At 68.1% G+C, this 1,716-nt stretch carries 1 protein-coding gene; it reads right to left on the minus strand.

The features are described 5' to 3' along the window. The coding region (locus CCN51_RS60405; protein WP_425444805.1) for a condensation domain-containing protein at positions 1 to 1,670 on the minus strand (1,670 nt) is incomplete at its 3' end. Between the last annotated feature and the right edge of the window lie 46 nt (positions 1,671 to 1,716).

Below are 1,716 nucleotides of genomic sequence, written 5' to 3' on the forward strand. Positions count from 1 at the left end.
CGGCCGAGGTAGTTGAAGCCGATCTGCGGGACGGGGAGATCGGTGAGGTGGGGTGTGGTGGTGGGGTTGAGGTGGCGCAGGAGTCCGTAGCCGATGCCGTTGTTGGGGGTGGCGCGGAGTTGTTCTTTGATGCGTTTGAGGACGCGGCCGAGGTCGGCTCCCCCCGCCCAGGCCTGGGCCTGGTTGAAGATTCCCGCGTCCAGGCGGACGGGGTGGTGGGAGGTGAACCAGCCCACCGTCCCCGACAACCGGGCCCCCTCCACGACACTCTCGTGACGGCCGTGGGATTCCAGGTCGACCAGCAGTCCTTGTCCGGTGTGCTGGCCGCGGGCGGTGCGCCAGCGCATCACTGCCAGGGTCAGGGCGGTGAGGAGGACATCGTTGATGCCGGCGTGGAAGAGGGCGGGCAGGTCGGTCAGCAGGGGCTGGGTGTGCTCGGCAGCCAGCGTCACCGTCAGCCGCCGTGCACCACTCGCGGTGTCTTGGGCGGGGTCCAGAGCGCGCGTGCCCATGAGCGGGTCGGGGGTGTTCGCTACGTTCTGCCACCAGGGCAGTTCCTTCGCCCACCGTGCGTCCTGGGCGGCTTCGGCCAGACCCGCCGCCCACTGCCGCAAAGAAGTCCCCACCGGCTGCAGCACGCACGGCGCGCCGGTGGTGGCTGCTTGCCAGGCGGTCTGGAGGTCGGGGAGGAGGATGCGCCAGGACACTCCGTCGACCACCAGGTGGTGCACCACCATCAGAAGCCGTCCCGGCACCTCAGGACCGGCATCGAACCACACCGCCTGAACCATCACCCCCGACGTGGGTGACAGCCGCCCGCGGGCGGAGTCCGCCTCCACCGCGATGACCTCGTCCAGATCGTCGTCGGCCACACCGGTGACATCCACCCGCCGCACACACGTGGTGGCGTCGATCTGTCCGACAGGCGGGATGTCCAGATCCCACGTGGAGTCGTCGCGGACGGTCAGACGGGCACGCAGGGCGTCGTGGTGGTCGAGGACCGTCTGCACCGCAGTCCTCAGATGCTGTGTGCCCAGCCCGGGGGGTGCCTGGAGCAGGACACCCTGACTGAACCGGTCCACCCCACCACCCAGCTCACGCAACCGATGCACCACCGGCGTGAGAACAACACCACCCACCCCACCTCCGGGGATGCCGCTCCCCGCGTCCTCGGCCCCAGGCTCTGTGGCGATCTGGGCGAGAGCTTCCACAGTCCTACGCTCGAACACATCCCGCGGCGTGAACACCAGACCGGCAGCGCGTGCGCGGGCGACGAGCTGGATGGAGACGATGCTGTCGCCACCCAAATCGAAGAATCCGTCATCGATCCCGACGCCAGGCACCCCAAGAACCTCAGCGAACAGCCGGCACAACACCTCCTCCCGAGGTGTCCGCGCCACTCGCCCGGAAGCAGCCACCGCAACATCAGGAACAGGCAATGCCGCCCGGTCCAGCTTCCCGTTCCCCGTCAACGGCAGGCGCTCAAGCATGACGAGTGCGGTGGGCACCATGTAATCAGGAAGCCGACCCCTGACCCTCTCAAGCACCAGGGCCGTATCGACACCCGCCTCCACATCCGCGGGCACCACATAACCCACCAACCGCTTCTCGCCAGGCCGATCCTCCCGTACTACAACAGCTGCCTGAGCCACCCCCTCAACCCCACCCACAGCAGCCTCGATCTCACCCAGCTCAATGCGGAAGCCGCGGATTTTG

Origin of the sequence: Streptomyces milbemycinicus (assembly GCF_002154605.1) — a bacterium.
Taxonomy (GTDB): Bacteria; Actinomycetota; Actinomycetes; order Streptomycetales; family Streptomycetaceae; genus Streptomyces; species Streptomyces milbemycinicus.